Source organism: Enterococcus sp. DIV0755b (genome assembly GCF_051713765.1).
In the GTDB taxonomy this organism is placed as follows: Bacteria; Bacillota; Bacilli; order Lactobacillales; family Enterococcaceae; genus Enterococcus_C; species Enterococcus_C canintestini.
In genome coordinates, this window is the sequence record NZ_JBIOQN010000001.1 from 1,109,798 (window position 1) to 1,136,528 (window position 26,731).

Annotated in this window: 27 protein-coding genes; 24 read left to right on the forward strand and 3 right to left on the reverse strand. The window is 33.3% G+C overall.

All coding sequences use genetic code 11. The features are described 5' to 3' along the window. Positions 1-465: 465 nt before the first annotated feature. From IGI65_RS05245 to IGI65_RS05345, 21 genes are all read left to right on the forward strand, one after another. The gene (locus tag IGI65_RS05245) at positions 466-1,374 is read left to right on the forward strand and encodes a hypothetical protein (RefSeq protein WP_438773457.1); all 909 of its coding nucleotides are present in this window, start codon (positions 466-468) and stop codon (positions 1,372-1,374) included. Positions 1,375-1,388: 14 nt separating this feature from the next. Next, entirely contained in the window at positions 1,389-2,321 is a 933-nt protein-coding gene (locus IGI65_RS05250) for an LCP family glycopolymer transferase (protein WP_438773458.1), read from the forward strand. A gap of 16 nt (positions 2,322-2,337) precedes the next feature. Further along, positions 2,338-3,132 carry a YveK family protein gene (locus IGI65_RS05255; RefSeq protein ID WP_438773459.1) on the forward strand — a complete coding sequence of 265 codons (795 nt, stop codon included), beginning with the start codon at positions 2,338-2,340 and terminating at the stop codon, positions 3,130-3,132. Between the two features lie 11 nt (positions 3,133-3,143). Further along, positions 3,144-3,851 (forward strand): CpsD/CapB family tyrosine-protein kinase, encoded by a 708-nt coding sequence (locus IGI65_RS05260; protein ID WP_438773460.1) that lies wholly within the window; start codon positions 3,144-3,146, stop codon positions 3,849-3,851. Between the two features lie 19 nt (positions 3,852-3,870). Next, complete coding sequence (locus IGI65_RS05265) at positions 3,871-4,635, forward strand: tyrosine-protein phosphatase (RefSeq protein WP_438773461.1); 765 nt, start codon at positions 3,871-3,873, stop codon at positions 4,633-4,635. Between the two features lie 11 nt (positions 4,636-4,646). Then, a complete protein-coding gene (locus IGI65_RS05270) occupies positions 4,647-6,470 on the forward strand; it encodes a polysaccharide biosynthesis protein (protein WP_438773462.1) in 1,824 nt (607 codons plus the stop codon). Positions 6,471-6,481: 11 nt separating this feature from the next. Further along, positions 6,482-7,606, forward strand: a complete 1,125-nt coding sequence (locus tag IGI65_RS05275; RefSeq protein WP_438773463.1) for a DegT/DnrJ/EryC1/StrS family aminotransferase — start codon at positions 6,482-6,484, stop codon at positions 7,604-7,606. Then, positions 7,593-8,207: a sugar transferase gene (locus IGI65_RS05280; RefSeq protein WP_438773464.1), complete on the forward strand. Its 615-nt coding sequence runs from the start codon at positions 7,593-7,595 to the stop codon at positions 8,205-8,207. The genes IGI65_RS05275 and IGI65_RS05280 overlap by 14 nt, the downstream gene beginning before the upstream one ends. Positions 8,208-8,229: 22 nt before the next feature. Then, entirely contained in the window at positions 8,230-8,721 is a 492-nt protein-coding gene (locus IGI65_RS05285) for a GNAT family N-acetyltransferase (RefSeq protein WP_438773465.1), read from the forward strand. Positions 8,722-8,745: 24 nt separating this feature from the next. Further along, positions 8,746-9,717, forward strand: coding sequence for an ATP-grasp domain-containing protein (locus tag IGI65_RS05290; RefSeq protein ID WP_438773466.1), 972 nt, complete (start codon positions 8,746-8,748; stop codon positions 9,715-9,717). A 593-nt stretch (positions 9,718-10,310) separates the two neighbouring features. Beyond that, on the forward strand, positions 10,311-11,549 hold the full coding sequence (locus IGI65_RS05295) for a glycosyltransferase (RefSeq protein ID WP_438773467.1): 1,239 nt from the start codon (positions 10,311-10,313) through the stop codon (positions 11,547-11,549). Continuing rightward, entirely contained in the window at positions 11,546-12,691 is a 1,146-nt protein-coding gene (locus IGI65_RS05300; RefSeq protein WP_438773469.1) for a glycosyltransferase family 4 protein, read from the forward strand. The genes IGI65_RS05295 and IGI65_RS05300 overlap by 4 nt, the downstream gene beginning before the upstream one ends. Continuing rightward, on the forward strand, positions 12,688-13,635 hold the full coding sequence (locus IGI65_RS05305) for a glycosyltransferase (protein WP_438773471.1): 948 nt from the start codon (positions 12,688-12,690) through the stop codon (positions 13,633-13,635). The genes IGI65_RS05300 and IGI65_RS05305 overlap by 4 nt, the downstream gene beginning before the upstream one ends. Next, a complete protein-coding gene (locus IGI65_RS05310) occupies positions 13,625-14,683 on the forward strand; it encodes an EpsG family protein (RefSeq protein WP_438773472.1) in 1,059 nt (352 codons plus the stop codon). The genes IGI65_RS05305 and IGI65_RS05310 overlap by 11 nt, the downstream gene beginning before the upstream one ends. Before the next feature lie 200 nt (positions 14,684-14,883). After that, complete coding sequence (gene rfbA, locus IGI65_RS05315; RefSeq protein WP_438773473.1) at positions 14,884-15,753, forward strand: glucose-1-phosphate thymidylyltransferase RfbA; 870 nt, start codon at positions 14,884-14,886, stop codon at positions 15,751-15,753. An 11-nt stretch (positions 15,754-15,764) separates the two neighbouring features. Next, on the forward strand, positions 15,765-16,337 hold the full coding sequence (gene rfbC / locus IGI65_RS05320) for a dTDP-4-dehydrorhamnose 3,5-epimerase (protein ID WP_438774414.1): 573 nt from the start codon (positions 15,765-15,767) through the stop codon (positions 16,335-16,337). Positions 16,338-16,349: 12 nt separating this feature from the next. Beyond that, positions 16,350-17,378 (forward strand): dTDP-glucose 4,6-dehydratase, encoded by a 1,029-nt coding sequence (rfbB, locus tag IGI65_RS05325; RefSeq protein WP_438773474.1) that lies wholly within the window; start codon positions 16,350-16,352, stop codon positions 17,376-17,378. A gap of 55 nt (positions 17,379-17,433) precedes the next feature. Then, entirely contained in the window at positions 17,434-18,282 is an 849-nt protein-coding gene (rfbD, locus tag IGI65_RS05330) for a dTDP-4-dehydrorhamnose reductase (RefSeq protein ID WP_438773475.1), read from the forward strand. Further along, positions 18,275-19,690, forward strand: a complete 1,416-nt coding sequence (locus IGI65_RS05335) for a lipopolysaccharide biosynthesis protein (protein WP_438773476.1) — start codon at positions 18,275-18,277, stop codon at positions 19,688-19,690. The genes rfbD and IGI65_RS05335 overlap by 8 nt, the downstream gene beginning before the upstream one ends. A gap of 191 nt (positions 19,691-19,881) precedes the next feature. Beyond that, positions 19,882-20,478: a DUF1361 domain-containing protein gene (locus IGI65_RS05340; protein WP_095005983.1), complete on the forward strand. Its 597-nt coding sequence runs from the start codon at positions 19,882-19,884 to the stop codon at positions 20,476-20,478. A gap of 137 nt (positions 20,479-20,615) precedes the next feature. Beyond that, positions 20,616-21,047, forward strand: a complete 432-nt coding sequence (locus IGI65_RS05345) for a universal stress protein (protein WP_438773477.1) — start codon at positions 20,616-20,618, stop codon at positions 21,045-21,047. 160 nt (positions 21,048-21,207) lie between these two features. On the opposite strand, the gene IGI65_RS05350 is transcribed toward IGI65_RS05345, so the two are convergent. The 3 genes from IGI65_RS05350 to serC are packed head-to-tail and all read right to left on the reverse strand — an operon-like array spanning position 21,208 to position 24,705. Then, a complete protein-coding gene (locus IGI65_RS05350; protein WP_438773478.1) occupies positions 21,208-22,434 on the reverse strand; it encodes a DUF1015 domain-containing protein in 1,227 nt (408 codons plus the stop codon). Further along, positions 22,434-23,618 carry a phosphoglycerate dehydrogenase gene (locus IGI65_RS05355; RefSeq protein WP_438773479.1) on the reverse strand — a complete coding sequence of 395 codons (1,185 nt, stop codon included), beginning with the start codon at positions 23,616-23,618 and terminating at the stop codon, positions 22,434-22,436. Before IGI65_RS05355 ends, IGI65_RS05350 begins: the two co-directional genes overlap by 1 nt. 1 nt (position 23,619) lies before the next feature. Then, positions 23,620-24,705, reverse strand: a complete 1,086-nt coding sequence (serC, locus tag IGI65_RS05360; RefSeq protein WP_438773480.1) for a 3-phosphoserine/phosphohydroxythreonine transaminase — start codon at positions 24,703-24,705, stop codon at positions 23,620-23,622. Between the two features lie 342 nt (positions 24,706-25,047). Between serC and IGI65_RS05365 the strand changes: the two genes are divergently transcribed. The 3 genes from IGI65_RS05365 to IGI65_RS05375 all read left to right on the forward strand — a co-directional run bounded on the left by IGI65_RS05365 (position 25,048) and on the right by IGI65_RS05375 (position 26,530). Further along, a complete protein-coding gene (locus IGI65_RS05365) occupies positions 25,048-25,254 on the forward strand; it encodes a hypothetical protein (protein WP_071865365.1) in 207 nt (68 codons plus the stop codon). A 60-nt stretch (positions 25,255-25,314) separates the two neighbouring features. Beyond that, on the forward strand, positions 25,315-25,539 hold the full coding sequence (locus IGI65_RS05370; protein WP_095005989.1) for a DUF2922 domain-containing protein: 225 nt from the start codon (positions 25,315-25,317) through the stop codon (positions 25,537-25,539). Positions 25,540-25,627: 88 nt separating this feature from the next. Next, entirely contained in the window at positions 25,628-26,530 is a 903-nt protein-coding gene (locus tag IGI65_RS05375) for a GH25 family lysozyme (RefSeq protein ID WP_438773481.1), read from the forward strand. Positions 26,531-26,731: the final 201 nt, after the last annotated feature.

The window sequence follows — 26,731 nt, forward strand, 5'->3', positions numbered from 1 at the left end:
CAAAAAAGATACCTCGTTGTGGGTATCTTTTTTTATGCAAAATAATAAAATGATTAATATTTTCTTTTTTTTTACTCAAAAATGAAATTTTTGTTAAATTTTATAAAAAAGTCATGAAATTTTCTTGCTTCCCTCAGCGTTTTTTCAAAAATATACGAGCTTAAATTAATTATTTCTTGTAAAATTCACACTGGAAATTTCCTTATTGTCTAACTGGCTTGACCTATTGGTGGTTTTTTTAAGGAGAATATAAATAAAATAAATTAGTTGATTTTATCCCTTGTTATTTTAAATCTTTTTTAAAACTAATTGGCCAAATAACTTCTGTTTTTTTAATGGAAATGAGTTTCCTTAAGAATTGGATTTCCCCTTTAAAAGTTCCTATTATTCACGTATAATAGGCTAGAGCTTTTTTATGCTATTGTGTTATCTATTATTGAAAATGTTAGTTAGGAGCGTGTGTCCATGGGTAACCCCCTTATTAAAACGATCGCAGTCGCAGCTGTGGGGATAGGAGCAGTGGCGATTTGTTTTGTCGGTTATCGTGAAAACAACAATAAACAATATCAACAAAAAGTTAGCTACGCAGAAACTGCTGTTAAAAAAGATGAACTTTCTATTAAAGAAGTAAACGAAGCAATCACTAAACTTTACACGAATCAGGATAAAGTTTTTTTGAAAAAAGATTTAACAGAAGCTGAGTTAACTCAGACAGGTGCCAAGTTAGATGGTGTGAAAGTTTCAGCCGAAGATTTTGGCATTGAAGATAAAGATATGCCGAAAAATATGAAAAATATTGCAAAAGAAAAAGAAACATTGAACAAGCAAATGGCGGATGCTGAAACAAAATTTGCCATTCAAAACAGTGTAAATGCGTTGTTTGAAAAACCAGTTAGTGATTGGCAAAAAGCCAAAAATGATGTCACAATCAAAACTAAGTTGAAAGATACTGATGTCGGTGCCATCAGAGAGCGCTTGAGCTTTGTGGACGAAAGCGACTGGACGAAGTTAGTTAAAACGTATTTATCTTACGCTGATGCCCAATTAAAACGGGTCGCAGAGATTAATCAATCACTGAATAGTATGTTAAAAGACGGAAAAGTTACAAATGCCGCAACTTATGACAAATATTTGAGTTTGGTTGAAAGCATTAGTCAAGTACGCAATAACAATTTAAAAACTGAATTCACTGAAAAAGCCAATACGATTTCAAACCAATTAGGGCTTGGTGCTAGCAATTCATCTGACTATTCTAATTCAAATGACAGTACTGATTATGGTACAGAAACACAAGATGCCAATACAGGTGAAAATTATACAGATTCAGAAGCAAATTATAGCGATAATTATTCTGAAGCAGATACTGGTTATTAGAAAAGGAGAAAATAATGTCTAGAGGAAAGAAGATTGTTTTAGGAATCGTCGGCTTTATCGCAGTACTTACAATTGTAGCTGTCGGTATTGGCGCAAAAGTTTACATGGACTTAAGCGGCTCTGTGCAAAAGACTTATGAATCGGTGGAGCGTCAATTAGATTCCAAACGTAAAGAAGAACAAGGCAAAGTTATTGCTGAAAAAAAACCATTTTCAGTTTTATTACTGGGAATTGATACTGGTGATTTAGGCCGAACAGAAGTAGGTCGCTCTGACACGATGATGGTAGCAGCGGTTAATCCTAATTTGAAAAAAACGCTAATTACAAGTATCGCTCGTGATACATATGTCGATATCGTCGGCAAAGGAACCAAAGATAAAATTAATCACGCCTATGCTTTTGGTGGGGCGGGGATGTCAATGGATACTGTTGAAAAGTATCTAGATATTCCAGTCGATCATTATGTTGCTATCAATATGAAAGGTCTAAAAGAACTTGTGGATGCTGTTGGAGGCATCACTGTTAGTAACGATCAAAAGTTCACACAAGACAGTTACACCTTTGAATATGGCAAAATTCATTTAGATGGTGACCAAGCACTGTCATTTTCACGGATGCGACATGAAGATCCAAGAGGTGACTATGGTCGTCAAGAACGGCAACGAAAAATCGTGGAAGGTGTTGCCAAAAAACTATTAACATTTGACGGCGTAACCCGTTATAAAGAAGTATTAGATGCGATGCAAGAAAATGTTAAAACGGATATGAGTTTTGATGATATGAAAAAAATTGCTGCTGATTATCGTGGAGCGTTTACAACTATTCAACAAGATCAGCTGCAAGGTGAAGGTTTCATGCAAGATGGTATTTCTTATCAACGGGTAAGTGAAACAGAATTAAATCGCGTACAAACCGAATTGAAAAAAACACTCGATGTAAATAATTAAAGAAAGTGGCGGAGAAATGGAAGAGACAATTAGTCTGAAACAAATTTTTGATATTTTACGAAAACATTTGGCTTCAATTTTTATTTGTAGTTTTGTGGGGTTAGCATTAGCTGGTATTGCAACATTTTTTATCATTACACCAAAGTACAGTTCACAAGCGCAATTAATTGTGACTTTACCCCAAGGAGATGCAACAGCAAATCCTAACGATGTTAATACAAACTTACAGATGATTAATACGTATAAAGAATTGGTTACTGGAGATCTGGTGCTTGATCAAGTCAAAGACCGTTTGGAATCTGAATACAATCTAGATATGACAACTTCACAAATTAAAAGTGCGCTAGAAGTAACGCAACAACAAAACTCGTTAATGTTTTCAATTAAAGCAACAGATAGTAGTGCGATTAATGCTGAACACATCGCTAATACAACGTCACAAATTTTCCAAGAGACAGCTAAAGATGTGTTAGAAGTTAATAAAATTTCTATTATTTCAAAAGCAACGGCTAGTATGGCCCCAGTATCACCGAATAACAAGCTGAACCTTGCGATTGGACTTGTCTTAGGGGTTATGATTGGGATTGGTCTAGCCTTCTTATTAGAATTATTAGACAGAACAGTTAAAGACGATAAATTTGTTTCAGAAGATTTAGGTCTGACTATTTTAGGTACGGTGCCACAAATGAGTCAAAAAGAATTAGATGCAACGATTCAAAAAAAACCGTTAATTCCATCTTTTAAAAAGGCTAGTACAAATAATGATAGTAAAGAAAACAATGTGTCTCGGCGCAGCCGCTCACGTGTCTAAGGAGAGTAATCATGGCAAAAAAACATACAGAACGTAAAGGCACTCAAACTCATCCGGTGAGTTTAATTACTTTAGTTGATCCATCCTCACCAATTTCAGAACAATTTCGGACAATTCGAACTAATATTCAATTTGCTTCTTCTGCTGATCGTCAAATTAAAACAATTGTTGTTACGTCTTCTGGTCCAGGAGAAGGCAAATCAACCAGTTCAGCAAATCTAGCAGTCGTTTTTGCTAAGTCTGGGCAACGTGTTTTATTAGTGGATGCAGATATGCGTAAGCCAACTGTATATAAAACTTTCAAATTAAATAATGAAGTAGGTTTAAGTACAGTTTTGAGTACACCAAAAAGTGTCTTAGAGGCTGCACAACAAACTACTGTTGAAAACTTGTCGGTATTAACAAGTGGCCCTAAGGCACCTAACCCTTCTGAATTATTAGGTTCTGCTCGCATGGACCAAGTGATTGACGAGGCCCGTAACTTATACGATATTGTCATCTTTGATATGCCGCCAGTAGTTGCAGTAACCGATGCACAAATTATGGCCTCAAAAGCGGATGGTACAGTGCTGGTTATTCGTGAAAATGTATCTCGCAAAGAATCATTGATTAAAGCCCGTGATTTATTAAAAATGGTTGGTGCTCGGGTTTTAGGTGTGGTTTATAATGGTGCCCAACACACTAAAGATCAAGGTTATTATTATTACTACGGTAGTTAAATTTAAGGAGTGAGAAACGATGATTGATTTACATTGTCATATTTTACCCGAAATCGATGACGGGGCAGAAGATTTAGATGCAAGTATTGCTATGGCTGAAAAAGCAATAAGTCAAGGTATAACTCATATTCTTTGTACCCCCCATCATAATAACGGCAAATATACCAATCCAAAATCAGAAGTCGTTTCTCGTGTCTTGAATTTACAAGAGGAACTAGATCGACGCAATTTGCCCTTAACAGTTCTAGAAGGTCAAGAAGTGCGGATTACAGGAGATTTGATGGAAGAAATCGCAAGTGGCCAGATTCTGTTTACTGATTTAGATGATACATATATATTAATTGAGTTTCCGACAATGGATATTCCAGCTTATACTGAAAATATATTTTTCCAATTACGTAGCATGGGAAAAATACCAGTGATTGTCCATCCAGAACGGAATGCTAAATTTCGTGAAGATCCCAATCGATTAATTGAATATTTAGAGATGGGGTGTTTAGCGCAACTAACCGCACCAAGTTATGTTGGCATTTTTGGAAAATCAATTCAAAAAACAGCAAAAGAAATGGTTGAACACAATCTGGTGCAAATGGTTGCATCTGATGCCCATGGGGTAAATAAACGTAATTTCTATATGAAAGAAGCCTATGAGGCAATTGCTAAAGATTTTGGTGAAGAAAAAGTTGTCGCAATGCAACAAGTGGCAAAAGACTTGTTAAATGGGGATCAAGTTGAAATGCCAGCCTATACGGCAGTTAAAAAGAAAAAATTCGGGTTGTTTTAGGGGGAGTAAGAGTGTTTGCATTAACACGAAAAAGAAAAATTGCGATTTTGGTTATAGTCGACTGTTTACTAATTGTACTGGCTAATTTTTTAGCCTATTTATTTATGAAACCTTTTGTACCAATTACAGAAAGATTTGTCATGGTATCAGCCGGACTATCTGTTGGGTTGTATTTGATTTTTGGCTTTGCTTTTCGCGTTTTTACTAGAATTAATCGGTACACTAACTTACGAGAAATGATTGCGATTTTTTTGGCGACCACTTCCCAAACCATTATGAGTCTTATTTTATTAGAAATCTTATTTGATGAACAGTACAGTCGACGGTTAGAATTATTTACATATATTTTAGCAACATTTCTAATTATAAGTAGTCGTCTTTTATGGCGCCTTTTTGTTGAGTGGCGCAATATGCATGGAACAAGTAGCGAAGAAGTGAAACGTACCCTCGTGGTGGGAGCCGGTGAGGGTGGAAGGATTTTACTGAATAGTTTTCTTGGCTCAAAAACAGCCGGTGATATCGATGTTATCGGCTTTGTCGACGATGACCCTAATAAACAAAAAACCTACCTTTCGGGTAGAAAAGTTCTAGGTTATATCAAAGACTTACCTGAACTTGTTGAAGCAAATCAGATTGACATGGTTACGATTGCTATTCCTTCTTTACCGCGAAAAAAATTGCGGGAGATTTTTCAACTTTTAGAAAAATATGAAGTGAAAGTTAACACGATGCCTTCTATGGAAGAAGTTGCAGCCGGAAAAGTCAGTCTTTCACGCTTAAAAGAAATTGATGTGGTTGATTTATTAGGCCGGGATGAAGTAAAACTGGATATTGCTTCAATTAAAGATCAATTGACAGGTAAAACAATTCTAGTAACTGGGGCTGGGGGGTCGATTGGTTCAGAAATCTGTCGCCAAGTAGCCCAATTTAATCCAAAAAGAATTTTATTACTTGGGCATGGTGAAAACTCAATTTATCAAATTCATCGTGAATTAACCACCAAGTATAAAGATAAAGTAACCGAGTTCATTCCCGTTATTGCTGATATTCAAGATCGAAAATTAATCTTTCATTTAATGGCCCGTTATCAACCAGATATTGTGTACCATGCGGCGGCACATAAACATGTTCCTTTAATGGAATATAATCCCAGAGAAGCTGTTAAAAACAATGTCTTTGGTACCAAAAATGTGGCCGAGGCAGCAAAAGAAAATCATGTAAAAAATTTTGTCATGATTTCAACTGATAAAGCCAATAACCCACCAAATGTGATGGGATCAATCAAACGAATTGCAGAAATGATTGTTACCAGTCTTAATGAAACTGGAAAAACGAAATTTTCTGCTGTGCGCTTTGGGAATGTTTTAGGTTCTCGTGGTAGCGTTATTCCATTATTTAGAGAACAAATTGCAAAAGGTGGACCGGTTACCGTCACTGATTTTAGAATGACGCGATATTTTATGACAATTCCTGAGGCGAGTCGTTTAGTAATTCAATCAGGAGCACTAGCAAAAGGTGGCGAAATTTTTGTCTTAGACATGGGTGAACCAGTGAAGATTTTAGATTTAGCGAAAAATATGATTCGTTTAAGTGGTTATACAGAAGATGATATTGAAATTGTCGAGGCCGGTATTCGTCCTGGTGAAAAACTCTATGAAGAGCTACTTTTAGATAAAGAACGTAACGATGAAGAAGTTTATGAAAAGATTTTTGTTGGTAACATTAAAGGCTTTGATTTAGAGCACGTTATGACGTTTGTTCAAGGTCTAGTTAATGTTGATGATAAAGAATTGGCTAAAGAGGTTGTTGCTTTTGCCAACGCATCCAATAAATAGGAGGAGTTAAAATGGAAAGTAAACGTATTTTATTATCTTCACCACACATGAGTGATCAAGGTTATGAACAAGAGTATGTAAAAGAAGCATTTGATACAAATTGGATCGCTCCTTTAGGTGCAAATGTTACAGGATTTGAAAATGAATTGGCTGAATTTGTTGGCGCTGGACATGCTGCAGCGTTAGTATCGGGAACTTCTGCAATTCATATGGCTCTGAAAGCTGTAGGCGTTGGTAAAGGGGATATAGTTATTTGTCAGTCACTTACTTTTTCAGCTACAGCAAATCCAATTATCTATCAAGATGCTACTCCCGTGTTTGTTGATAGTGATAAAGACTCTTGGAATTTGGATCCTAACTATTTACGTGAAGCTTTAAAAAAATATCCCCAAGCAAAAGCTGTTATTGTTGTTCATCTTTATGGTTTATCTGCAAAATTAGATGAAATTATGGAAATTTGTAAGGAATTCAATGTACCTCTAATTGAAGATGCTGCAGAGTCATTAGGGACGACCTACAAAGGAAAGTACACAGGTACATTTGGTGATTATGGAATTTTTTCTTTTAATGGAAATAAAATTATCACAACTTCTGGCGGTGGCATGTTAGTTTCAAACAATGAAGAAAAAATTGCAAAAGTGCGTTTTTGGTCAACTCAATCTCGTGAAAAAGCAAGACATTATCAGCATAACGAAATTGGCTATAATTATCGTATGAGTAATATTGTAGCTGGAATTGGTCGAGGCCAACTAAAAGTTCTTAACGAAAGAATTGAACAAAAAAGGTATATTCATAATTTTTACAAGAAAGAGTTAAGTGAATTATCTCAAATTTCTTTTATGCCTGAAAATGATTGGAATAAGCCTAATTATTGGTTGTCAGTAATTACTTTAAAAGATATGAGTCCCAATTTCTTAATGGACGAATTGGAAAAAGAAAATATTGAATCACGACCAATTTGGAAACCAATGCATATGCAACCAATCTTTAAAAATTATGACTTTATCGGTAATAATGTATCTCAAGAATTATTTGAACATGGCATTTGCTTGCCTTCTGATTCGAAAATGAGTGAAACTGATTTGGAAAGAGTAACTACAATTATAAAGAGAGTTGTTTTAAATGAAGAAGGGTAAAATATATGAAAGTATAATAAAGAGATATTCAGACTTACTTTTTTCTATATTGTTATTATTAGTTTTACTTCCTATACTTATTGTTATTGCCATATCTATAAAGTTAACATCAAAAGGACCTATATTTTTTAAACAAGAACGTATTGGATTACAAGGTAAAACATTTGAAATTTATAAATTTCGAACGATGTGCGTAGGCGCTGAAAATATTGGAGATGGGTTAACTGTTAAGTCTGATACTGATAACAGAATTACAAAAGTTGGTAAGTTTTTAAGAAGAACAAGCTTAGATGAATTACCACAGTTAATAAATATTGTCAAGGGGGAGATGTCATTTGTAGGTCCAAGACCTCCGGTAACCTATTTTCCTTATAAAAGCTATAAGAATTATCCGGATTGGGCAAAGAAAAGGTTCGAAGTTCGTCCAGGTGTAACTGGATTCTCCCAATGTACAGTAAGAAATTCTGTGCCTTGGGATGAAAGAATAGTTCTGGATAATAAATATGTTGAACGAGTTTCTATACAATTTGATTTGAAGATTTTTATGATGACGCTAATTAAAGTTTTTAATTCTACAAATATTTATGGTGAAGGGAAATAATTTAATAATGGAGAGTTTTACTTTGCGACCAATTGAGATTGAAGATGCAAGATATATTTATGGATGGAAAAATGATTCGGAAATTTTTAAATATTTAGGGGGAGGATATGCTCCGCAATCATTAGCTGATATTAATAATAATATATCTTTTTTAGTAAAACAGTCCACTAGTACTAAGAGATTTATTATCATACACAGAGAAACAGAAGAACCTGTGGGCTTGGTTGGGTTATATGACATAAATATGGTTCATAGAACTTGTGAGATTGGAATTTATATAGGTAATAAAAAGTTTCAAAAAAGAGGAGCAGCTTCCATAGCGGTAAACAGAATTGAAAATTACGCCAAACAATTTTTGAATTTAAGGAAAATAATTCTCTCTGTAGTTTCAGAAAATGAATCTGCCGTGAAGTTTTGGAAAAAACATAATTATCAACATGTTGGTACCTTGACAAAACATCGTTATATTGATGGAAAGTATGTTGATGTAGAACTAAGAGAGAAGTTTTTATAGTACGAAAAAAGGGAGATAATTAATATGAATGGATTGATTTTGAGTTGTGGTACGAGAAATAAAATAATTCAATATTTTAAAAAAAGTATCTACGAGCTTGGAGGGAAGATTTATGGCGCGGATGCTAGTAAATTGGCCCCAGCGCTGTATGAATGTGATGATTTCTTTATAGTCCCTGAATTTATGAATGATCAATACATTCCTACTATTCTTGAAATTTGTAAAAAAAAGAAAATTAATTTTTTATTATCGTTAATTGATACAGAATTAACAATCATTGCGAAATATAAAAATGATTTTGAAAATATTGGGGTTACTGTGATTGGTCCTACTTATGAGGCTGCTCAAATATGCTTAAATAAGCAGAAAATGTATGATTTTCTGCTTAATAATGAAATACCTACTCAAAAAAGTTTTTTTTCATTGGATGATTTTAAGAATGCTAGGGAAAAAGGAGACATAGACTTTCCTGTTTTTATAAAACCTATTTATGGAAGTGCCAGTTTAGGAATACAAAAAGTTGAATCAATTGAAGAGTTATCTATTGTATTTCAATTGTCTAAGCAAGCATTAATGATTCAGGAAAATATGAATGGAAAAGAATTTGGTGTTGATTGTTATATTGATTTAAATACAGGGCACTTGGTTGAGATTTTTATAAAGGAAAAGTTGAAAATGAGAGCGGGAGAAACTGATAAGGCTGTTTCAGTAAAAAATTATTCGATACTATCTCTTGTCGAAAAATTTGTTGAAAACAGTGAAGGTTTTTTTGGTCCGATTGATATTGATATTTTCGAAAAAGACGGAAAGTACTATTTATCTGAGGTTAATCCGCGTTTTGGTGGTGGATATCCCCATGCATATGAATGTGGTGTTGATTTTACAAAATATATTATTCAAAATATTAAGGGAGAAATAACTCGAGCAAAGAATTTAGATTATTCTAGTAATGTTTTTATGTTGAAATATAATGAAGTTAAGATAATAAAGAAATAGTATAGCGTATTTTGGATTAATTGGATGAAGTGTTCAAGTGTTTTTGTGATAAAAAGTTCCTTTGAATTTGAGCTTCAACATATAAAAATGTTTTTTCATGAAATAAAAGTAATTTGTGTAAACCGATAAGTATTTAATATCTCATTATTCTTTAAAAATAATGAGGACAATTGATAACTATTTTCAGATATTGTTATAGTTACATTTGAGTGAATCTCTAAGTTACTTTCAATAGATATTCGAATAAATATTTTGGTATATTGATCAAAGTGTTTATCAGTAAAAGTATATGCACATTATTAAATTAGAAATTATCTAATGGAATTTCACACTACCGTCTCAATGTTCATAAATTCAATGTAGGTGAATGAATTAGAGAAGCTGATATTCTAAATTATGAAAAATATACATACGTATCTTTCTCAGGTTTTTGATAAATTTTCAAATAAAAGTTTAGTCAATTTCTTTGGTTCGACTCCATTCATATGCTAATTCTTAATTAAGTAGCAAAAAATATGATAGTTTTTAATAAATAACTAGTTTAATTGAAATATAAAAAACTACGTATGAAAAAACAACAAGGAGTTTATGTAGTGAAAAAAATTATATTTATTGTAAATTACCTTACTCTTGATGAAGAAGGCGGAAATTCTCGTTTTTTATATTTAGCAAAAAAAATGTTAAAGAAATATGATGATTTAGAAATTGAGATAATTACTTCTAACTTCTTACATTCGAAAAAAACTTTTAGATATGATAAAGAAAAAAATATAACAATTGAAGATAAAAATTTAAAGATAACTTTTCTTTCTACAATTGGTTATGAACAGAACATTTCTCTTAAAAGAATTTTATCAAACAAAGTATTTGCGCGAAGTGTATTTAGATACTTAAAAAAAATGAAAGATAAAGATGAATTACCTAATTTAATTTATTTTTCAGTGCCATCCTTAGAATATGGTGCAGAAATAATTGATTTTTCAAAACAAAATAATATTTTTACAATTGCTGATATACAAGATATATGGCCAGAAGCATTTGAAATGGTTAGTCCATTTCCTGAAATGGTAAATAAGGTGTTGTTTTTTAATTCAAGAAGACTTTCTAAAAAGATATATTCGCAAGTTGATTATACGGTTGCAGTATCAAATACGTATGGAAAGATAGTGGATAAATATCGAAAAATGAATAGCCATACAAAAGTGGTGTATTTAGGTTCTGATTTTAGAAAGTTTGACAAATATTTTAATAAAAAAAATGAAACAAATGATGTTATAAGATTTACGTATGTTGGAACCTTAGGTCATAGCTATGATTTAAATCATGTACTTGATGCATTTTCTATTGTTAAAAATTTGAAGAAGAAAATTGAATTGCATATTTTTGGAGATGGTCCATTAAAAGAATCACTAGAAAAAAAGACAAAAGAATTAGAGATAGAAGATATAGTTACTTTTTATGGTAGATTGCCTTATCTTGAGTTAGTAAACAAACTTGGTGAAATGGACGTAGCCATTAACCCTATAAGAGACGGTGCGGCTCAAAGTATTATCAATAAAGTTGGAGATTATGCTGCGGCAGGTTTACCTGTTATTAATACACAAGAAAATTTAGAGTATAGAAATTTAGTGGATAGTTGGCACATTGGAATTAATACCTTTAATAATACAGATGGGTTAAAAAACGCAATTATTGAGATAATCGGAAAATCAAAATCAGAATTAAAATTAATGGGTGAAAATAATAGATTGTTAGGTGAAAGCCTTTTTGATAGAAGAATAACGTATGATGATCTCGCAAAGATGATAAGGAAAGTAGTTGATATGTCTTGAAGACTATAAAAGTATTAGGACGTTATAGGAGTTTTTTGCTAAATTTATTTAAATCTGAGGAGTTTAAGTTTGAATATGATACTAATAAAAACTTTGAAGTTCCACAAAAATATAAGCGGATATTATTAAGACTGTTTAATTTAAAAATATTTGATTTTTTGGGACTATTTTCATCTTATGATGGTAAAAGTGATTTAAAATATAACTACTTCAGTTATAACAGATTTGTAAGAAATGTAACTAATAATTATATTGTTTTCTTAGAAAATCCGACGGCATTAGTTAACTACAGCCATACAAAAATGAAGTACGGAATTGGAAAAATTCGCGTAAATAATTTTATTATGAATAAGCATTTAAAGAAGATTATTTGTATGTCAAAAATTTGCTATAGTAGTTTCAATGAATTCTATGAAGAAAAACATTTGGAAAAAGTTATTCAGATTTACCCTTTGTATCCTGATTTACATGAGAGTTTACAAGAAGAAGCCTTGTATGTAGATGAAAAAATAACTAACATTTTATTTGTAGGTGCAACTTTTGTTGGTAAAGGTGGATTAGAGCTTTGTAAGGTTATTGAGTTTTTTAATTCTTCCCAAAACGAACAATTTTCTTTTGTGGTTGTTACAAAAATTGAAAATATACCTGAAGAATTCTTTGCATTTTTAAGTGAACAAAAAAATGTTGAAATATTTGATTTTAATTTGACAGCAAATGAATTGAAAGAATTATATGTTGCTGCCGATATATTTTTATTACCAACAAGATATGAAAGCTTTGGAATGGTTTTTTTAGAAGCAATGAAGAATGGTTGTGCTCTAATTGGCCCAGATATTTATGCTATTAATGAGATGATTAAAGATACAAAAAATGGCTTTTTGTATTCACCTAAGTTAAAACCGTGGGATTCATCTGGTATACCAAATGAAGATGTTTTAAAAAGAATAAAAAAAATGAATAATAAATTTGAAATTGATAATCTGTTAGTCGAGTACTTAATTGAAAAGCTAATTTACGTTGATAAAAATAAAGATCATCTATTTAATATGAAGAAAGAATCACTAAGTTATTCTTTGAATGAGTCTTTTGGAGAAAAATCGATTATTTGTAAGTGGAAGGAAACTGTGGGAGAACTTGAATGAAAAGTAAAATTGGCATAGTAATATTAACATATAATAATGGAAATTTGACTAATGATTGCTTAAAATCAATAGTTCTATCAAAGTGTGATGATTTTGAATACTTGTTTTATTTAATTGATAATTCTGAAGAATCACAGTTACACTTGATTATTGATTCACTAGAAGAATTCATTGATTATAAGTACTTTTATGTAAAAAATAGAGGCTATTCTGCAGGAAATAATGTGGGGTGCTTTGAGGCACAAAAAGATTTTTGTGAATACATAATTGTTACAAACAATGATGTAATATTCAATGAAAATACTATTAAAGGGTTGGTAAATGAATTTGGGAATAATTCTAATGTAGGGATTATAGGTCCAACAGTATTTCTTCCTAATGGACAATTACAAGAAATTTCTATGAAATCTGATGTCACACTTAAAAGTACCTACTTATCTATGTTGAGAAATACTCCACTAAAATTTTTAGCAAGAAAGACTATAGAAAAATTTTTCTATACGAATCGTGAACGTCCTGAATTATCATTTTATGTATATGCAGTATCTGGTTGTTGTTTTATGATGAATAGAGAATGTTATGAAAAGATACTCCCTTTTGATGAAAATGTATTTCTTTATCATGAAGAATTTATACTGGGAATGAAGATGAAAGAAATAGGGTACAAAACTTTATATAGTAGTAAGGCTGATATAATTCATATTGGGGGAGCCTCCACAGGCATCGGCTCTACCACAGCATTTAATTACTTTATGGAGAGTGAGCTTTATTTTTATAAAAGATATACAAATTCTTCCAATTTAGCTTTGCTATTACTGGTTATTATTAGATTTACACAATACGTAAAAATGTCTTTAAAAAACGGAGAGAAAGTAGACTTGAAAAGGTTATATAGCTTACTATTTAGATTAATGAAAAATACGGAGGAAAAGTATGAAAGTTAGTCTAATTCTATTTTTCATTATTATTTTCTTGAATTTATTTTTTTCAAAAAGTAAATTTACATTTTTTTTATTAAACTTTTATCTTTTTATATTGATGGCATTTAACAATAGTATTGCTGATAGGGTAACATATAAAGCAATATATGTTTATCCGGAAAATTATATTGATATTGATATAGGATTTCAGTTATTAGTTAAGTTAAGTAAATTAGTCGGTTTAAACTTCCAGTCATTTATAAATTTGATCTTTATAATATCATTACTATTAATTGCGAGAATAGTTTTATTATTATCTGACCGTCCAGGGATTGTATCAGTCCTATATTGTATCTATCCTTTTTTTAATGACGCGGCTCAAATTAGGAGCTTCCTAGGAATGGCCTTAATGATTAGTGGTGTCTATTATCTTTTTTTTGCTGAAAAAAGTGATAAATTGAAATTTTTCTTGTTTTTAATTTTGGCAGGTTCTGTGCACTATACTTTCTTTCTATTTGTCTTTTTGTTGTTTCTTAGAAATACAGAAGATATTCTAAAAGTTTTTAAAATGATTCTGGTATCGATTGCTACTATGCTATTATTATTTCCCATAATTCTGACTGTGATTAGAAAATTTTTTCCACCAATATGGGTACGTATTTCCCACTACTTTGATTTATCGACAAGCATAAATACAAAAATAGGTGTTTTTATGATTTTTATTACAACTTTTATGCTTGTTGTTTTTTATATGAACAAGAATATCTATACTGGAGATAGTAATATTTATGCAAGTAAGCAGTATCTAAACTTAAATTTATTTCTATTTGCACTGTTCCCATTAGTTTTTTATTCAATTGAATTTTTAAGGTTGTATCGGTCTATGCTGATTTTTAACTATATTTTATTCTCAAATACATTAGGTATTAGGAAAAAATTTATTGGTAAAGATTTAGTTATGAATACAGTTTTAGTATGCTATTTTGCTGTACTATTTTATTATTTTGATTATTCTCTTATTTATGATTCTATAATTATTCCATTGTTTGAAGAAAATACATGGTTAAAGTAATTGTGAGCTAAGGATTAAAGAGAATGTCATATGTTAATACTATCCACTTTAATCTATTTTTATGTAAGTAAAGCTACTTCTTATTATATTATTAGGAATTTTCAAAAATAGATAATATTTTTATCCGTGATATAAATTGAAATTTAGTATTTTTTTGAATAAGCTAAATGGAATAAATTATAAAGAGGGGAACTAAAGTAATGAAAGGTATAATTCTAGCAGGAGGATCTGGCACACGCCTATATCCTTTAACAAAGGCAACATCCAAACAACTTATGCCAGTTTACGATAAACCGATGATTTACTATCCAATGTCGACATTAATGTTGGCAGGAATAACAGAGATTTTAATTATCTCTACCCCACAAGATACACCACGTTTTGAAGAATTATTTGGTGATGGACATGAATTAGGAATTCACATTGAGTATGCTGTTCAGCCAAGCCCCGATGGTTTAGCACAAGCTTTTATTATTGGTGAAGAATTCATTGGAAATGATAGTGTTTGCTTAGTTTTAGGGGATAACATTTACTACGGTGGTGGCTTATCTAAAATGTTACAACGTGCAGCTACAAAAGAAGTAGGTGCAACTGTTTTTGGCTATCACGTCAATGATCCAGAACGTTTCGGTGTAGTTGAATTTGATGAAAAGATGCATGCTATCTCAATTGAAGAAAAACCAACAGAACCAAAATCAAATTATGCTGTAACGGGTTTGTATTTTTATGATAATGACGTCATTGAAATTGCCAAAAATATTCAGCCTTCACCACGGGGTGAGTTGGAAATTACGGATGTCAATCAAGTGTATCTGGAAAGAGGAGATCTTTCTGTTGAGGTGATGGGACGCGGCTATGCTTGGTTAGATACAGGCACACATGAATCTTTATTAGAAGCATCCACTTTTATTGAGACAATTGAAAAACGACAAAATCTTAAAGTGGCGTGTTTAGAAGAAATTGCCTATCGGATGGGCTATATCACAAAAGAGGAACTTAAAGAGTTGGCACAATTTTTAAAGAAAAATCAATACGGACAATATTTACTCCGTTTAGTAGAAGAGGCATAGTGATGGGAAAAATTAAAGTAACAAATACAAATTTACAGGACGTTAAAATTATTGAACCAGCAGTCTTTGGAGATCATCGTGGCTTTTTCACTGAAAGTTATTCCGAACAAGATTTTAAAGAAGCTGGAATTACATATAATTTTGTTCAAGATAATCATTCGCTTTCGACCCAACCTGGTGTTTTACGCGGATTGCATTTTCAAAAAGGGGAAGCGGCACAAACGAAATTAATACGTGTTGTTTCCGGTGTCGTCTTAGATGTGATTGTGGATATCCGTAAAGGAAGCCCTACTTATGGAAAGTGGGAAGGCTATCTATTGTCAGAATTCAATCATCGCCAATTATTGGTACCAAAAGGATTTGCCCATGGGTTTGTCACCTTAACACCGAATGTTAACTTCTTGTATAAATGTGATAATTATTATAATGCTGAAGCGGATGCAGGTATTGCTTTTGACGATCCAGATTTAGCTATTGAGTGGCCAATTGCTTTAGACAAAGCAATTCTATCAGATAAAGATAAAAAACATCCAACTTTAAAAGAATTTGAAGTAGAAAATCCATTTGTTTATGGTGAAATTTAGGAGGTTGAAATAGTGAAAAATATTATTGTTACCGGCGGAGCTGGTTTTATCGGATCAAATTTTGTTCATTATGTGGTAAATAATCATCCTAAAGTTCATGTAACAGTATTGGATAAATTAACTTATGCTGGCAATAAAGAAAATTTAGCTGGATTACCTTCTGATCGCGTAGAGCTAGTAGTAGGAGATATTGCGGATGCTGCTCTTGTTGAGAGCTTGGTAAAAGAGGCGGACGCTGTTGTTCATTATGCTGCTGAGTCTCATAATGATAATTCGTTAAAAGACCCTTCTCCATTTATTCAAACGAATATCATAGGTTCTTTTGTTTTATTAGAAGCGTGTCGTAAATTTGGCGTACGCTATCATCATGTTTCAACTGATGAGGTATATGGAGATTTACCATTACGTGAAGATCTTCCTGGGCATGGCGAAGGTGAGGGTGAAAAATTTACCGATCATACACCCTATAACCCGTCTAGTCCGTACTCTGCTTCTAAAGCAAGTTCAGATTTATTAGTTCGGGCTTGGGTGCGCTCATTTGGTTTACAAGCAACCATCTCCAATTGTTCGAATAATTATGGTCCGTATCAACACATTGAAAAATTCATTCCACGCCAAATTACAAATATCTTGAGTGGTATTAAACCAAAACTTTATGGGGATGGAAAAAACGTACGCGACTGGATCCATACCAACGACCATTCTTCTGCAGTTTGGTTGATTCTCACAAAAGGTAAAATTGGCGAGACTTATCTTATTGGAGCCGATGGCGAGGAAGATAATAAAACTGTAATGGAAATGATTTTGGAAGAGATGGGCTTACCTAAAGATGCTTATGAACATGTTAATGATCGCCCAGGGCATGATTTGCGCTATGCTATTGATTCTACAAAATTGCGTGAAGAGTTAGGTTGGCAACCTGAATTTACAGATTTCCGATCTGGTTTAAAAGATACCATTGCCTGGTATACAAATCATCAAACTTGGTGGCAAGCTGAAAAACAAAAAGTTGAAGACAACTATGCCAAACAAGGCCAATAGTGATTTGTTGAAAGTTTAAAGCAGGAGAATTCCTGCTTTTTTAGGAGGAAAAAAATTGATTTTAATTACAGGTGGAAACGGACAATTAGGGTCTGAGTTACGTCATTTATTAGATGAAAATAAGGTTGAATACATTTCGACTGATGCAAAAGAGTTGGATATAACCGATGCGGAAAAAACACTACAATTTATTATGAAACTGAAACCAGCAATCATTTATCATTGTGCTGCTTATACAGCTGTAGATAAGGCCGAAGATGAAGGGAAAGAATTGGACGAAAGAATTAATGTGATTGGTACTGAAAATGTGGCAAAAGCTGCGAAAGCAGTTGATGCAACGATGATTTACATTAGTACAGACTACGTCTTTGATGGCTTAAAAAAAGGACATGAGTATCGTGTAGACGATAAAACAAACCCACTAAATGAATACGGGCGGACAAAACTTTTAGGTGAAAATGCTGTAAAAAATGTACTGGAAAAATACTATATTATTCGAACTTCTTGGGTTTTTGGACAATATGGTCATAACTTTGTTTTCACGATGCAAAACTTAGCAAAAACGCATGATACACTAACGGTTGTGAATGATCAATTTGGTCGCCCAACCTGGACACGAACGTTAGCTGAATTTATGCTTTTTGTGATTGAAAATAAATCAGAATATGGCACATATCATTTATCAAATGAAGGTAGTTGCTCATGGTATGAATTTGCAAAAGAAATTTTGAAAGATACAGATGTGAAAGTCTTACCTGTAACTTCAACAGAGTTTCCACAAAAAGCAACACGTCCACAATATTCTGTAATGGATTTATCCAAGGCAAAAAGTTTAGGGTTTGAGATTCCTACGTGGCAAGATGCATTAAGTCGCTTTCTAATTATTGGTGATAACGGTGAATGAAAAGGCAAAATCCTTATTAAAAAATATTAATTATACAGTATCTGCAAATTTCTTGGTACTAGGAATATCTATTATATTAAATCTTTTTGTACCGAAGTTTCTTGGTGTGAAAGAATATAGCTTTTGGCAACTCTATGTTTTCTATTCCAGTTATGTTGGCTTTTTTCATTTTGGCTGGTTAGATGGGATATATTTGAAAATTGGTGGTGAGGAATATGAAAACTTACCAAAGAAAATTTTAGGTACTCAATTTTGGTATCTCCTCTTTTTTCAATTAATACTTGCACTTGGGTTGATATCGTATGTTTTATTGTCAGGTATTAAAGGGCAGAGAGCACTTATTCTTTTATGTGTGTCAATAATATTGATTATTACAAATTGTAAAACTTTTATTTTGTATATATTACAGTCAACAAATAGAATAAGAGAATATGCTCTGCTTTCTCAAAATGATCGATATCTCTATTTATTAGGAGTAATTGTTTATCTATTTTTTGGTGGAAGAAACTTCTTTTTCTTAATCACGATTGATATTTTATCAAAGCTTCTGATGACAGTATGGGGTGCTCGTTGGATAAAAGATATTTTAGTTGGAAAATTTGAACCATTTACGCGCACAGTCAAAATTATTGTGGAAAATATTAGTATTGGCATTAATTTAATGATTAGTAACATAGCGAGTATGTTAGTAATGGGTGTAACAAGAATATTTGTTGAAAAACAATGGGGGATTGAGACTTTTGGACAATTATCGTTCACTTTAAACATATCTAGTATGTTTATGACTTTTATTAATGCAGTTGGAGTAGTGATGTTTCCTTTATTGAGAAGGACAGATAGATATCGTTTAAAAAAATTATATTTGAATTTGAGACATTCTTTTGTTCCTATTACTTATGGATTACTACTTACTTTTGTTCCTATAAAATTAGTGTTAAGTTATTGGTTACCTGACTACGCCCAAAGCGTAAATTTTATGGGAACCTTATTTCCGATGATAATATACGAGGGAAGAATGTCGCTTTTAGTTAGTACTTATCTAAAGACAATACGCAAAGAGAAGAGTATTTTAATAGCTAATATTTTGACATTAGCAATGACTTTAGTAGTTTCGTCTTTTACAGTTTTTTATTTGAAAAATATTTCTTTAACGGTTGTAGGAATAATTTTTTGTATAGCATTTCGTTGTGTATTTGCAGAATTGTTACTATCAAAGATATTGAATATCCAAATAGTATCGGAATTACTTATTGAAACTATATTAACTGTAATTTTTGTTATGGGTAATCTATTATTGAATAGGTTTACTAGTTTTTGTGTATATTGTGTGTCATATTTTATCTATTTAGTAATAGTTCGCAAAAAAACTACTGCTAGTGTAAAGGAACTTTTAAGTTTAATGAAATAATCATCTAAGAATAAAAAATATTACTAATTGTTCAATCTTAGTACGAAATATTTAATAGTTGTTTAAACAAAAAAGAATACATTAGAATAGTAAGTATCAAATTTTGACGAATTGATTACAACAGTCATCAGGAGGTGGCTCCCATCTACAAAAACATAATCCGCTTAATAGCGTTACTCACTATCATTATAATGTATACGACTAAGTTTTATTTTCTATCGTTAAATACTTTATTAGCCTATATTCCGTTAGAGTTATCATTTCATATTAAGGATATGCGTTCACCAATATTACAAGTCATTTTGGGGTGTGTTTGGTTATTATTTTTCCCGAATATTCCGTATCTTGTGACTGATATTGTCCATTCGGATATGTTGCAGCTGTATAATTACGCTGATGGGAGTAGTTTACCGAGTGTGCGCTTATGGGCGCTTTTGATTGCGTTATTCTTAGTAATATTTGCCTTTAATTTATGGGGTTTTTCTGAGTTGTTAAAATTAGCGCGCTACTTTAAAGATAAGTTTCGTATCCATCCTTTTGTAATGCGTATGATAATTGGTGGGATTTGTTTTCTTTCTGCGATGGGAATTTACGCAGGACGATTTCCGCCACGATTACATTCAATTTATTTTCTTACAGATCCGCTGAAAGTATTTGATATTATTTTCCTACAATGGTCGCAAAAAAAATTAGAGTTTGTTTTACTATTTTTTATTCTTCATTTGGGAATTTTAACTGTACTATATATTCAAAATTTACTAATGGAACGCAAATTTGAAAATATTTAATGAAAAGGCTCATTTATCGTTAGTATAATTGAGCCTTTTCATCTTCTAATTAGCTCTCTTTTTCATTTTGTGGTACTTTTGAATTAGGCAAATGTTTGCAGAATTTAAAAGTGAAAAAGTGATTGGGAGGGATTTTTATGAGTCGGTATCAAAATATTTTAGTGGCAATTGATGGATCAAAAAACGCAGAGAAGGCGTTTTTTGAGGCTGTCGCCTTGGCCAAAGGGAGTAATGGTGCGTTGTATTTGGCTTGGATTATTGATGAAGCGGCGCTTTCAACGAGCTCTTTTGCGGTTTCGAAGATTTTAAAAGAAGAGCAAGAAAAAGCTAAGATGGTTTTGGAAAATCTAGTTTCTGAAGCGCGTAAAGCAGGAATTGAAAATGTGAGTCAGATCATTGAAACTGGAAATGTAAAAGATGCGATTGCAGAAAAAATTCCTGCTGAGTATCCGATTGACTTGATTGTGGCAGGGGCTACGGGTAAGGGTTCTTTGACTCGAAAAAAAGTGGGTTCTACTATTCAACATATTGTAAATCATGCACCTTGTAATGTTTTAATGGTGAAATAACAAAATTTAGCTGTTAAAATGTCTAGTGGTTGTTTTGTACATCAGAATAAATAAAAGCGACTGATAGTAATCTAAAGTGATTTCATCAGTCGCTTTTTGTATGCATAATTTTTATGAGCCAGTTGAAGAGGGGGATAACTGGCTAACAAAAATTAACAACTTATTTTGTTTCTAAATCGTGTAAGAAGAGACCGCTTAATAACTTTGGTTCAAACCAAGTTGATTTTGGTGGCATAATTTTTCCTGCGTCGGCAACATCTAATAGGTCGGTCATTGCAGTTGGATATAAGGAAAAGGCAACTTGCCACGCACCGCTATCGACGAGTTTGACGAGTTCTTCTGGGCCGCGGATGCCTCCAATAAAATCAATACGTTGATCGGTGCGAACATCTTTGATGCCAAAAATTGGCGCTAAAATATTATTTTGTAGTAAAGAGACATCTAAATGCTCAACGGGATCATTAATTTTGATTGTTTCTTTTGCGGTTAGTGTATACCATTGTTCGGATAAATACATCTGTATTTGCCCGGGAGCAGCTGGCTTTTCTTGCGTTGTCTTTGTAATGGTGAAGCTAGCAGCGACTTGTTCAAAAAAGTCAGCTGGCAAAGCAACATTGACTACTCGATTGTATTCCCAAATGGCTAGTTCGTTTTCTGGAAAGACAATTGCCAAAAAATAATCACTTTCTGGACTGATTGTACCTTGTTTACGTTTTTCTAACCCGACTTTGACGGCCGATTCTGTGCGATGGTGACCGTCTGCGATATAAAGGGCAGGAACATCTTCAAATAATGTGGTTAAAGTTGTGATAATATTTTCATCATCGATTACCCAGACCTTATGATTTACATCGTGATAGCTGTTAAAATCATACACGGGTGTGTGACTTTCTTGCCACGCTTTGATTATGCTCTGAATTTTATTTTCATGGCGATAAGCTAAAAAAATGGGACTGGTATTGGCATCACAAGCTTTAATGTGATTAATCCGGTCGATTTCTTTTTCAGGGCGGGTAAATTCGTGCTTTTTAATTTTGCTATTAACGTAATCGTCAATTGATGCAGAAAAGGCGATGCCGGTTTGCGGGCGACCATTCATGGTTAATTGATATAAATAAAAGTAAGGTTTGGCATCTTTTTTTAGCCAGCCTTTAGCTAAAAAGTCTGCTAAATTAGTGGCAGCTTTTTGATAGACCACAGGATCATAAGAAGAGATGTCTTGAGGTAAATCAATTTCTGCCCGGTCAATGTGAAAATAGCTATAAGGATTACCTGCGGCTAGATCCCGTGCTTCTTCACTATTAATGACATCATAAGGTAATGCGGCTACTCTGGCGGCTAAATCTTTAGCCGGACGAATCGCTTTAAAGGGTTTGATTACGACCATTAATAACTCACTCCTGGATTTTTAATAACCCGGACACGAATAATATCGGGATTTTTTGTTAAGCGGGTAGCAACAGCTTGCGCGCTTTGTTCATCGTCACAAGCGATGTCTACTAATGTATAGGCATAGTCATCTCGGCCACGGTTAACCATATTATCGATATTGATATTCATTTCCGCAATAGTTGAAGAAATTTGGCCCAGCATATTGGGAATATTTTTATTAATAATGGTAATCCGATAAGGGGAATGAAAGGCCATTTCCACAGTGGGAAAATTAACTGAGCGTTTAATCGTACCTTCTGTCAAAAAGTGCTTTAAGGTTCTTGCGGCCATTTTGGCACAGTTGACTTCGGCTTCTTCGGTTGAAGCGCCTAAGTGAGGTAAGACCAAAACTTTTTCATTGTGTAATAATTTTTCGTCAGCAAAGTCTGTCGTATAGCCGGCTAATTCATCTGCTTTTAAGGCTTTTAAGACGGCGTCATCGTCTACAATTCCCCCGCGGGCAAAGTTAAATAATTTCGCTGTCTTTTTCATCTTCGCTAATTCTGGTTTACCGATCATGCCTTTGGTTTGGTCTGTTAATGGTACGTGAACGGTAATAAAATCGCAAGTCGTTAACACTTCGGCTAATTCATTAGCGCGCTGTACTCGCCTTGAGATACTCCATGCGGTATCGACAGAAACATAAGGATCATAACCGACTACTTCCATCCCTAAGCGGTAAGCGTCATTGGCAATCATAGCACCAATTGCACCTAGGCCGATAACACCTAGTTTTTTTCCTTCTAATTCATGACCGACAAATTGTTTTTTATTTGCTTCAGCTTTTTCCTCAACATCTGTCCCAGTTAATGTTTGTACCCACTTGGCGCCAGATAAAATCGGGCGCACAGAAAGTAATAAACTGGCCAAGACTAATTCTTTAACCGCATTGGCGTTAGCACCTGGGGTATTAAAGACGACAATGCCTTTTTTAGTGCATTCTGCAACCGGGATATTATTGGTGCCAGCGCCGGCCCGGGCAACAGCTAAAATACTTTTAGGAAAAGAGTAATCGTGTAATTTTTGACTGCGTAAAATAATACCATCAGGGAGTTCACTTTCATTAATCGCATAGTTTTCTTTCTCAAAACGGTTCATGCCTTCTGGGGCAATTGCGTTAAAGGTTTTAATCTGAAACATACTAAGCGCCTCCGTTTTCTTTTTCGAATTTTTCCATGAAAGCAACTAGCGCTTTCACACCTTCTTTTGGAAAAGCGTTGTATAGACTTGCCCGCATACCACCAACGGAACGGTGACCTTTTAAGTTTTCAAAACCTACAGCCAAAGCTTCAGCGTTAAATTTCTGATCTAATTTTTCATCCCCAGTGACAAAAGGAATGTTAGTAATAGAGCGGCTTGTACTTTGAATAGGACTGGTAAATAATTTTGATTTATCAATAGCATCATAGAGTAACTGCGCTTTTTCTTGGTCTTGTTTTAAAATTTCAGGTATGCCCCCTAATTCTTGTAGCCACTTGAAAACCAGTTGTGCCATATAAATCGCAAAAGTTGGGGGTGTATTGTATAAAGAATCGGCATCTGCTTGGACTTTATAATCAAGCATTGGTTCTTTTACTTCATATAACCCCAGTAAATCATCCCGAATAATGACGACCGTTAAACCCGCTGGACCAATGTTTTTTTGGGCACCGGCATAAATTAAACCAAAATCTGTGACATTGTAATTATTGGCTAAAATATTTGAAGACATATCTGCGACAATCGGGACATTACCAGTATCGGGAATATTTTGAAAAGCAGTACCGACAATTGTGTTATTAGTTGTAATGTGCAAGTAAGCAGCATTTTGATCAATCATATCTGGTGTAATGGTAGGAATATAACTAAAATTATCTGCTTCAGATGAAGCAATCACTTCCACTTCGACGTTGTCTAAAGCTTTTGCTGCTGCAATGGCTTTTTTTGACCAGACACCAGTATTGACGTAGAGCGCTTTTTTATTTTGCGCCAAATTTAACGGCACCATTGAAAATTGTAGACTAGCACCACCTTGTAAAAATAAAACGTGGTAATTGTCGGGAATATTCATTAATTCTCGCAAACGTTTTTTGGCGTCTTTTAAAATTGCATCAAAAAGAGAGGAACGATGACTCAACTCCATCACGGACATGCCGCTACCTTGGTAATCCATCAATTCGGATTGGGCCTGCTTTAAAACGGATGTGGGCATTACGGCAGGGCCGGCTGAAAAATTGTAAACAGTCATAACAATTCGCTCCTTTGAAAAAGTAATTTTAACTCTAATTGAGTTATCGCTTATTGTAACAGATGAATTTTAGCATTTAAAGATATTTTTCAGAAAATTGCAAATAAACAACGTATAAGTATTGGTTGATAAATGTAAAAGCAACAGGCGACAAGTGAACCTAATCACAAACAAGACTTTGAAATAACGAAAAAATTTTTAACTTTTTTTCTAAAGTGTTTGACAATTACTGCAAAACTTTCGTTGTTAATGTGTAAGGGCGCTACTTACAAAATAAATTGCTTAAAGCCGGCCACAAAAGCAGACTACTATTAAAATTAGTTATTCTAAGGAGGAAACCAAATGAAAACACATGTTAGTACCAATTTAGCCGTTACATTTTTAGAACCAGGCAAAGAACGTCTTACCAAACAAAAATTTAACAATAGTATTGAAAATCCTGTGGAAGCAGATGTCTTAACTTTTGGTCGTGCCTATAGCCAATTGTTACCAGCAGATGTTTCTTATAACAGTGTTATTGAAACAAAAGAAGTGGAATATACCGAGTAATAATTATTACGCAAAAAATATCGTAAAACATCACGCAAGAATTTAAAGGAGGAAAACCAAATGAAAAAATTACATTTAACGTTTGTAAATAGTGAAGGAAAAAAACACAAAATGATTCCCCGTGTTGCAGATGAAAATTTAAGCGAGCAAACTGTTCGGCAAGTGATGGCAGACATCAGTGGGTTGCCGTTATTTGTCAAAAATGGTGTCACACTTTTTGTAGCACCGGCAAGTGCAAAATATGTTGAAACGATTGAAACAGAACTTTTCACTGAAGAAGTTTAAAGCCTGTTGATGAGAAAATTGTGGAAGTGAGAGATTAAAAAAAAGTGTCCTTCCACAGTTTTTTTTTGAAAAAAATAAGGAGAAGAATATGATTCCAACACCAGTGATTATTGATCTTAGTGAATGGCAATTACCAGAGGCAATTGATTATAAAAAGCTCGCCCAAAATATTGATGGGGCGATTGTGCGGGTACAATATGGCTCGTTGCATCGTGATGTTCATTTTGAAACGCATCTTAAAAAGTTACAAGAACACCAGATTCCAGTTGCAGTTTACGCATGGGTAAGAGGAACAAGTCTAGCGGATATGAAACAAGAAGCTAGAGATTTCTATCAGCGTGCTAAAAGATTTCAACCGGCTTTTTGGTGGTTAGATGTAGAAGAAAAATCGTATTATGATATGCGCAGTGGCTGTGAGAGTTATCGCCAAGAATTAAAACGCTTAGGTGCCAAAAAAGTAGGGGCCTATATCGCCAATCACTTGTATCGCCAGTTCAATCTTGCTATCGAAAAATTTGATGCAATCTGGATTCCAGCCTATGGACAAAATAATGGGAGATATGAAGGCTTTAACCCAACTTGTACCAATCGTTATGATATTCATCAATATACTTCAAATGGACGTATTCCTGGTTATAAAGGGCCATTGGATTTGAATCGCTTAACCGCAGGCAAAGATTTTGCCACAATGTTTGGTACTAAGAATCTTGAAGGTGAAAAACCCAATAGTGTAGCTGGGAATTCAACTGCCGATGGGACAAAAGGAGGTCTAGCTAAAATGAAAACTATCACCTTAAATACAAGCGTGTATCTAAGAAAAAAAGCAGATACAAAAGGACAAGTGATTGCTTTAATGAAAAAAGGTGATCAGATAAAATTTGATGATATTATTTTAAACCAAGGTTATTTATGGGGTGTACAACCGCGAACAAAAGGGTCAAAAGGGTATGTCGCTTTAGGAAAAATAACAAGTTATGGAAAAATAAAATAAAAAATAAGACTTGGATTTAAAAATCCAAGTCTTATTTTTTGCTAGTATTCTAGCCATGATGACGTAAGGAATAACACTCTCCCCTACACGTTGACGGAAATCTTCCCCAAAATTTCCCTTAACCTCATTATAGTATAGGAAGACAATAAAGTTAAATAAAGTGACTTTCCTAAAAAAGATAAAATAATTGAGAGAAGTGAA

Excerpts from the sequence above, each read along its gene's own strand:
- IGI65_RS05355 (WP_438773479.1), bottom strand. The coding sequence starts at position 23,618 with ATGTTTCAGATTAAAACCTTTAACGCAATTGCCCCAGAAGGCATGAAC.
- serC (WP_438773480.1), bottom strand. The coding sequence starts at position 24,705 with ATGACTGTTTACAATTTTTCAGCCGGCCCTGCCGTAATGCCCACATCC.
- IGI65_RS05345 (WP_438773477.1), top strand. The coding sequence starts at position 20,616 with ATGAGTCGGTATCAAAATATTTTAGTGGCAATTGATGGATCAAAAAAC.
- IGI65_RS05250 (WP_438773458.1), top strand. The coding sequence starts at position 1,389 with ATGTCTAGAGGAAAGAAGATTGTTTTAGGAATCGTCGGCTTTATCGCA.
- IGI65_RS05255 (WP_438773459.1), top strand. The coding sequence starts at position 2,338 with ATGGAAGAGACAATTAGTCTGAAACAAATTTTTGATATTTTACGAAAA.
- IGI65_RS05365 (WP_071865365.1), top strand. The coding sequence starts at position 25,048 with ATGAAAACACATGTTAGTACCAATTTAGCCGTTACATTTTTAGAACCA.
- IGI65_RS05280 (WP_438773464.1), top strand. The coding sequence starts at position 7,593 with ATGAAGAAGGGTAAAATATATGAAAGTATAATAAAGAGATATTCAGAC.
- IGI65_RS05370 (WP_095005989.1), top strand. The coding sequence starts at position 25,315 with ATGAAAAAATTACATTTAACGTTTGTAAATAGTGAAGGAAAAAAACAC.
- IGI65_RS05305 (WP_438773471.1), top strand. The coding sequence starts at position 12,688 with ATGAAAAGTAAAATTGGCATAGTAATATTAACATATAATAATGGAAAT.
- IGI65_RS05375 (WP_438773481.1), top strand. The coding sequence starts at position 25,628 with ATGATTCCAACACCAGTGATTATTGATCTTAGTGAATGGCAATTACCA.
- IGI65_RS05260 (WP_438773460.1), top strand. The coding sequence starts at position 3,144 with ATGGCAAAAAAACATACAGAACGTAAAGGCACTCAAACTCATCCGGTG.
- IGI65_RS05265 (WP_438773461.1), top strand. The coding sequence starts at position 3,871 with ATGATTGATTTACATTGTCATATTTTACCCGAAATCGATGACGGGGCA.
- IGI65_RS05290 (WP_438773466.1), top strand. The coding sequence starts at position 8,746 with ATGAATGGATTGATTTTGAGTTGTGGTACGAGAAATAAAATAATTCAA.
- IGI65_RS05350 (WP_438773478.1), bottom strand. The coding sequence starts at position 22,434 with ATGGTCGTAATCAAACCCTTTAAAGCGATTCGTCCGGCTAAAGATTTA.
- IGI65_RS05310 (WP_438773472.1), top strand. The coding sequence starts at position 13,625 with ATGAAAGTTAGTCTAATTCTATTTTTCATTATTATTTTCTTGAATTTA.
- IGI65_RS05245 (WP_438773457.1), top strand. The coding sequence starts at position 466 with ATGGGTAACCCCCTTATTAAAACGATCGCAGTCGCAGCTGTGGGGATA.
- IGI65_RS05340 (WP_095005983.1), top strand. The coding sequence starts at position 19,882 with ATGTATACGACTAAGTTTTATTTTCTATCGTTAAATACTTTATTAGCC.
- rfbA (WP_438773473.1), top strand. The coding sequence starts at position 14,884 with ATGAAAGGTATAATTCTAGCAGGAGGATCTGGCACACGCCTATATCCT.
- IGI65_RS05275 (WP_438773463.1), top strand. The coding sequence starts at position 6,482 with ATGGAAAGTAAACGTATTTTATTATCTTCACCACACATGAGTGATCAA.